Annotated in this window: 6 protein-coding genes; all 6 read right to left on the bottom strand. The window is 61.8% G+C overall.

Features of this window, described 5'->3' with window-relative positions; genetic code table 11:
- Positions 1 to 73: 73 nt before the first annotated feature.
- The 6 genes from ACW9I6_RS30015 to ACW9I6_RS30040 all read right to left on the bottom strand — a co-directional run bounded on the left by ACW9I6_RS30015 (position 74) and on the right by ACW9I6_RS30040 (position 5,756).
- A complete protein-coding gene (locus ACW9I6_RS30015) occupies positions 74 to 934 on the bottom strand; it encodes an aldose 1-epimerase (RefSeq protein WP_177028343.1) in 861 nt (286 codons plus the stop codon).
- A 195-nt stretch (positions 935 to 1,129) separates the two neighbouring features.
- Positions 1,130 to 2,410, bottom strand: coding sequence for a TRAP transporter large permease (locus ACW9I6_RS30020; protein WP_003207810.1), 1,281 nt, complete (start codon positions 2,408 to 2,410; stop codon positions 1,130 to 1,132).
- A complete protein-coding gene (locus tag ACW9I6_RS30025) occupies positions 2,411 to 2,938 on the bottom strand; it encodes a TRAP transporter small permease (protein WP_003207813.1) in 528 nt (175 codons plus the stop codon).
- Positions 2,939 to 3,005: 67 nt separating this feature from the next.
- Positions 3,006 to 3,977 carry a TRAP transporter substrate-binding protein gene (locus ACW9I6_RS30030; protein WP_003207815.1) on the bottom strand — a complete coding sequence of 324 codons (972 nt, stop codon included), beginning with the start codon at positions 3,975 to 3,977 and terminating at the stop codon, positions 3,006 to 3,008.
- Between the two features lie 51 nt (positions 3,978 to 4,028).
- Positions 4,029 to 4,904, bottom strand: coding sequence for an SMP-30/gluconolactonase/LRE family protein (locus ACW9I6_RS30035; RefSeq protein ID WP_003207816.1), 876 nt, complete (start codon positions 4,902 to 4,904; stop codon positions 4,029 to 4,031).
- Positions 4,905 to 4,934: 30 nt separating this feature from the next.
- Positions 4,935 to 5,756 carry an NAD-dependent epimerase/dehydratase family protein gene (locus tag ACW9I6_RS30040; RefSeq protein ID WP_003207819.1) on the bottom strand — a complete coding sequence of 274 codons (822 nt, stop codon included), beginning with the start codon at positions 5,754 to 5,756 and terminating at the stop codon, positions 4,935 to 4,937.
- Positions 5,757 to 5,999 lie beyond the last annotated feature (243 nt).

Genomic DNA, 5,999 nt, shown 5'->3' on the forward strand with positions numbered 1-5,999 from the left:
GTGTCAGTCGCAGATGTGTTGACTGATCCACCGCATTCGCGAGCAAGCCCGCTCCCACATGGGTTTTGTGTTGTTAGAGGGTTTTGTATTGCAGGCTGAAACTGAGTTCTGCCGACTGGCCTTGTTCCAACAGCTTCAATCCCGGCCTACCCGGCAGGTGATGGGCATTCACCGGATGACTCACCGGCTCGAAGCAGAAAAAATCCAGCCCCGGCGGGCAATACAGCAGGTAATAGTCGCTGCCGGTGGCCTGGCATTCCAGGGTGTAACCCAGGTCTGGCTGCTGGATGACGCAGCGCCCGTCCCACTGGCAAAAACCGTTGTCCACCAGTGTCTCGGGCAACGATTCTGGGTGTTGAAAATCCCACTCGGCGGGCACGGCAGCCAGCCCTGTCGGCAATTTCGCCGCATCACTCATCCATACCTGCGAAGCCTTTGCCTGCAATTGCGTGCCCGGCCTGCGGGGTAGATACGGATGCAATCCCAGCCCATGCCACGTCGCCGTTTCCGCCAGGTGCGTGACGCGCAAGGTGATGCTCAACTTGCCGCCCTTCAACTGAACCCGCTGCTCGGCGCGATACGCAAAGGGTGTGCTGCTGTCCAGTTGCAACACCACTTCGTCTGACGTCTGGCTGACCACCTGCCACACCTGTTGCCAGGCACTGCCATGAATTGGCAGCGGGTCCAGCGGGCTGTTGGGCTCAAGTCCCAACCACCCTGATGGGTTATCAAAGCCACCTTCGGCAACCCGGTTCGACCAGGGCGCCAGCGGGAAGCACGCAAGCTTCCCCGGCAAGCCGCTGGCCAGCGCCTGTCGATCGGTGTGGCGTAGCAACGGCTGGCCGCTGCTGCGTACTGTCCAGTTGACGATACTCCCGCCCAACGCTGGCGCCAGCGTCAGGTGGGTCAGGTTGTCTTCGAGTTCAAGCATCATGAGTGTCAGCAGACCTATTGAATGATGAATGCTTGTGTGGCGAGGGAGCTTGCTCCCGATGGGCTGCGGAGCGGCCCCAAAAAAAGCGGGAGCGCTTCGCACTCCAGCGGGAGCAAGCTCCCTCGCCACAGAAAGCTCCCTTGCCACAGCAGCTCCCTCTCCACAATAGCTCCCTCGCTACACGCAGTGTGGGGCTTATAGCACCAACCCCGGCAACCACAACGACAACGCCGGAATGTAGGTCACGGCCATCAGCACCAAAAACAGCACGCCATAAAACGGCAGCAACGCCTTCACGGTCTTCTCGATGCTGACTTTGCCCACCGCCGCCCCCACAAACAACACCGCACCCACCGGCGGGGTGATCAGGCCGATCCCCAGGTTCACCAGCATGATCATGCCGAAGTGCACCGGGTCGACGCCAATCCCCAGGATCACCGGCAGCAAAATCGGCGTGAGGATCAAAATCAGCGGCGCCATGTCCATCACCGTGCCCAGCAACAGCAGCATGGCGTTGATGCACATCAGGATCACGTAGCGGTTGTCCGACAGGGTCAGGAACATCGTGGTGATCTTCGCCGGGATCTGCATCAGGGTCATGATGTAGCCGAAGCTGGCGGCGAACGCGATCAGGATCATCACGATGGAGATCGTGCGCACCGTGCGGTGCATCAGCTTGGGCAGCTCGCTCCATTTGTAGTCGCGGTAGATGAACATGGTCACGAAGAACGCCCACAACACCGCAATCGCCGCCGACTCGGTGGCGGTGAAGATGCCCGACAGAATCCCGCCAAGAATGATCACCATGGCCATCAGGCCCCACAATGCGTCGGCGCAGATTTTCAGTGCCTGTTTCAGGGGGATCACTTCGCCTTTGGGGTAGTTGCGCTTTTTCGCGAAGATCAGGCATAGCACCATCAGGCAGGCGCTCATCAGCAGGCCCGGGACCACGCCGGCCATGAACAGCGAGGCGATGGACACGGTGCCGCCCGCCGCCAGGGAGTAGAGCACCGAGTTGTGGCTCGGAGGCGTCAGCAAGGCTTGTACCGAGCCGCTCACGGTGACGGCGGTGGCGAATTCACGGGGATAGCCCTGGCGTTCCATTTCCGGAATCAGCACCGAACCGACAGACGCCGTATCGGCCACCGACGAGCCGGAGATCGCGCCAAAAAACGTCGAGGCCATGATGTTCACCAGGGACAGGCCGCCGCGCACAAAGCCCACCAGCACCCCGGCAAACGCCACCAGCCGGCGCGACATGCCGCCCTCGGCCATGATCGCCCCGGCCAGCACGAAGAACGGAATCGCCATCAGCGAAAACTTGTTCACCCCGCCGGCCACCTGAATCATCAGGGCCTGGAACGGAATGTCGATCCACCACGCGCCGATCAGCGCAGAAAGCCCCAGGGCGTAGGCCACCGGCATGCCAATCAGGATCAGGGCGATAAAGCTGCCCAACAGAATCAATGCGTCCATTCAGGCAGCCCCTTCACTTTCTTCAACCAGGTCGAAGCGCACGACCCGACGGTTGCTCTGGTCACCCAGCAGGAGTTTTTCCAGCACAAAAACCAGGGTCAGCAAGCCACCGATCGGGATCGGCATATAGGTGATGCCCACCCGCAAGGTCGGCATGGCGCTCATGAACTGGTTCCAGGTCGACAGGCACAATTTGCTGCCCCAGATCGTCATGAACAGGCAGATGGTTGCCATCAGCAATTGTGAGACGATACCGACGATTCGGCGTTGGCCGGGCGGCAGGCGGTCGGTGACCATGGCCACCGACATGTGCGCCCCGGCGCGGTAGCTGGCGGCGGCGCCGACAAAGGTGAATACCAGCATCAGCAGGATGGCGGTGGGTTCCGGCCAACTGGAGCCGGTGCCGAGTACGTAGCGGGCGAAGATGCCCCAGGGAATGATCAGCGCGACGCCGAGAACGGCGAGGCCGGCGATCCAGATGCAGCTCATGTAAATGCGGTCGTTGATGCGCAGCAGTAAATTCTTCATGGCGTTCACCGTAACCGGGCGCGTCGGTACCGACCGCGCCGGGCCTTATCTATGAGAGGAAAAAGGGTTACTCGACGGCTTCGATGCGCTTGATCAGGTCGGCGTAGGGCGCGCCGTACTTGTCGCGAATCGAAGCGGTGGCCTCATAGAACGGTTTTTTGTCGATGTCGATGAACTCGACGCCAGCAGCCTTGAGCTTGGCTTCACTGCTGGCAGACTTGGCGTCCCACAGCTCGCGCTCCTGGATCTGCGCGGCCTTGGCGGTGTTCTTCACCAGCACCTGTTGCTCGGGGGTGAGCTTGTTCCAGGTGATTTTCGACATCACGATGGGCTCGGGCAGAATCAGGTGGCCGGTCAGGCTGTAGAACTTGGCGTTCTGGTAGTGGTTGTGTTCCAGCAGGGTGGGCGGGTTGTTTTCCGCGCCGTCAATCACGCCGGTCTGCAGGGCGCTGAAGATCTCGCCGGTGTCCATGGCAATGCCGTTGCCGCCCATGGCGTTGATGGTTTCGATGAAGATCGGGTTGCCCTGCACGCGGATCTTCATGCCCTTGAGGTCTTCGATCTTGCGCACCGGTTTCTTGGTGTAGAGGTTGCGCGTGCCGCCGTCCATCCAGGCCAGCGCCACCAGGTTGAATTCGGAGTCGGTGATCTTGGCGAGGATTTCATCGCCGATCTCGCCGTCGATGACCTTGCGCATATGCACCTGGTCGCGGAACACGAACGGCATGTTGAACACGTTCACGTCCGGCACCACCGGGCCGACGATGCCGAGGCTGACCCGGGCCATCTGGATCGCGCCGACCTGGGCCTGTTCCACCACTTCCTTTTCCGAGCCCAGCACGCCGCCGGGGAACATCTTGAAGGTCAGGCCGCCGTTGCTTTCGGCCACCAGGGTTTTACCCAGCTGTTCTTCGGCGACGACAGTGGGGTAGCCGGCGGGGTGGATGTCGGCGAATTTGATTTCCAGCGCGTGGGCGGCACCGGCGAAGACGAAGGTGAAGGGGAGTGCGGCGAGGAGCAAAGTGCGTTTGAAGTCCATGGGGTGTCTCTCCAGTCTTGTTATTGTTTTATTCAAGGCACAGCGATGCAGCTAGAGGATGAAGGTGGGCTCCGGCAATCCGGTGACCCCGGGGTTGAGGGCAAACACGCCGCCGGCCAGCGACTGGGCACTGTGGTCGTCGCGGATCGAGGTGACGAACAGGGTGTCCAGGCGGCTGCCACCGAAGGCGCACATGGTGGGTTTTTTCACCGGCACGGCCAGTGAGCGGTCGAGACGGCCGTCGGGGGTAAAGCGGTGGACCAGCCCGGCATCGTTGGCGCAGATCCAGTAGCAACCTTCGGCATCCACGGCGGCTCCGTCGGGGCGGCCGAGGAACTGGTGCATATCCACAAACAGCCGCCGATTGGACGGCGTGCCGCTGTCGATGTCGTAGTCGAAGGCCCAGACCTGCTGGACCAACGGGTGCGAATCCGAGAGGTACATCGTGCGCCCGTCCGGGCTGAAGGCCAGGCCGTTGGGGGTGATGAAACCGTTGAGTGCGGTGTGAACCGCCCGGCCTGTTTCGTAGCGGTACAGTGCACCGTCGGCCGCATTCTCGGCCATGTTCAGCACCATGCTGCCGGCCCAGAACCGGCCCTGGCGATCACAGCGGCCATCGTTCAGGCGCATGTCCGGGCGGGCGTGCTCGACGCTGGCCAGGGGCGCAGTGTCGAGCCTGCCATCGTTGTGGGGCGTCAGCCGGAAAAACCCGGTTTGCATGCCCGCGACCCAATCGCCCGCTGAGGTGCGGGCGATGCAGGCAAGCATCTGCGGAGCTTTCCAGGCCTGCGCCTGGCCGCTGGTGGCGTTCCAGCGTTGCAGTTCGCCTGTGGGAATATCCACCCAGTACAGGGCGTTTTCCCCGGGTACCCACACCGGGCATTCACCCACGGCGTTGCGGGCGTCGACAATCAGTTCTGCTTGCATGGCCACTCATTCCCTTGGGTTGGTCTGTGGTCAGTCACCGAACGGGCCGGCGGCGCAAAACGCGCCCCCCTGGTACACCCGCGCCGGGTCGTCGGCAGCGGGCATCGGCTGGGCTTCCACCTGTTTGCGGAATACTTCGGAAGAGTCCCGCGGGGTGAAGCCCAGGTGCGCGGCGAAGCGGTTGTCCCACCACACATCGAGGTTATCCGACATGCCGTAGACCACGGTATGCCCGACATTCGGTGTGTACAGCGAGCGTTCGAGCAGTTGGGTGAGGTCGTCGAAGCTCAGCCAGGTGTGCATCATCCGGCGGTTCTGGGGTTCCGGGAACGAGGAGCCGATGCGGATGCTCACGGTCTCGATGCCGTAGCGATCGAAGTAGAAACTGGCCATGTCCTCGCCGTAGGATTTGGACAGCCCGTAGTAACTGTCGGGGCGGCGCGGGGAGTGGGCGTCGAGGGCTTCGTCCTGCTTGTAGAAGCCGATCACGTGGTTGGAGCTGGCGAAGATGACGCGCTTGACCCCATGGCGACGCGCCGCTTCATAGATGTGGAAGATCCCGCAGATGTTCGCGCCCAGCACTTCCTCGAACGAGCGTTCCACCGATACGCCGCCGAAATGCAGGATCGCATCGACGCCTTCCACCAGTTGGTGCACGGCTTGTTTGTCGGAAAGATCGCAAGGCAATACTTCTTCGCTGTCGTCAGCGGCCGGGGCCATGTCGGCGATATCCGACAGGCGCAGTACCTTGGCGTAAGGACGCAGGCGTTCGCGCAAGACTTTGCCCAGGCCACCGGCGGCACCGGTGAGCAGCAAGCGGTTGAACGGGGTAGGGGCGGTTGTGGTGGTCATGGTGATCCCGTTATTGTTGTAGGTTGTCGTATGACTGATCCGAAGTATCCTTAGGGTTTCCTACACTTGTCAACGCACTATTGGTCGAAGTTGATAGAGGCTCATCGCTGTCCTGTGGCGAGGGAGCTTGCTGTGGCAAGAGGGCTTACTGTGGCGAGGGAGATTGCTGTGGCGAGGGAGCTTGCTCCCGCTGGGCTGCGCAGCGGCCCCAAAATCTTGGGAGCGCTTCGCACTCCAGCGGGA

Source organism: Pseudomonas sp. SDO5522_S412, from assembly GCF_054071215.1.

What these genes read in the sequence shown, in the direction of transcription:
- ACW9I6_RS30015 (WP_177028343.1), bottom strand. Translation starts at nt 934, where the DNA reads ATGATGCTTGAACTCGAAGACAACCTGACCCACCTGACGCTGGCGCCA.
- ACW9I6_RS30020 (WP_003207810.1), bottom strand. Translation starts at nt 2,410, where the DNA reads ATGGACGCATTGATTCTGTTGGGCAGCTTTATCGCCCTGATCCTGATT.
- ACW9I6_RS30025 (WP_003207813.1), bottom strand. Translation starts at nt 2,938, where the DNA reads ATGAAGAATTTACTGCTGCGCATCAACGACCGCATTTACATGAGCTGC.
- ACW9I6_RS30030 (WP_003207815.1), bottom strand. Translation starts at nt 3,977, where the DNA reads ATGGACTTCAAACGCACTTTGCTCCTCGCCGCACTCCCCTTCACCTTC.
- ACW9I6_RS30035 (WP_003207816.1), bottom strand. Translation starts at nt 4,904, where the DNA reads ATGCAAGCAGAACTGATTGTCGACGCCCGCAACGCCGTGGGTGAATGC.
- ACW9I6_RS30040 (WP_003207819.1), bottom strand. Translation starts at nt 5,756, where the DNA reads ATGACCACCACAACCGCCCCTACCCCGTTCAACCGCTTGCTGCTCACC.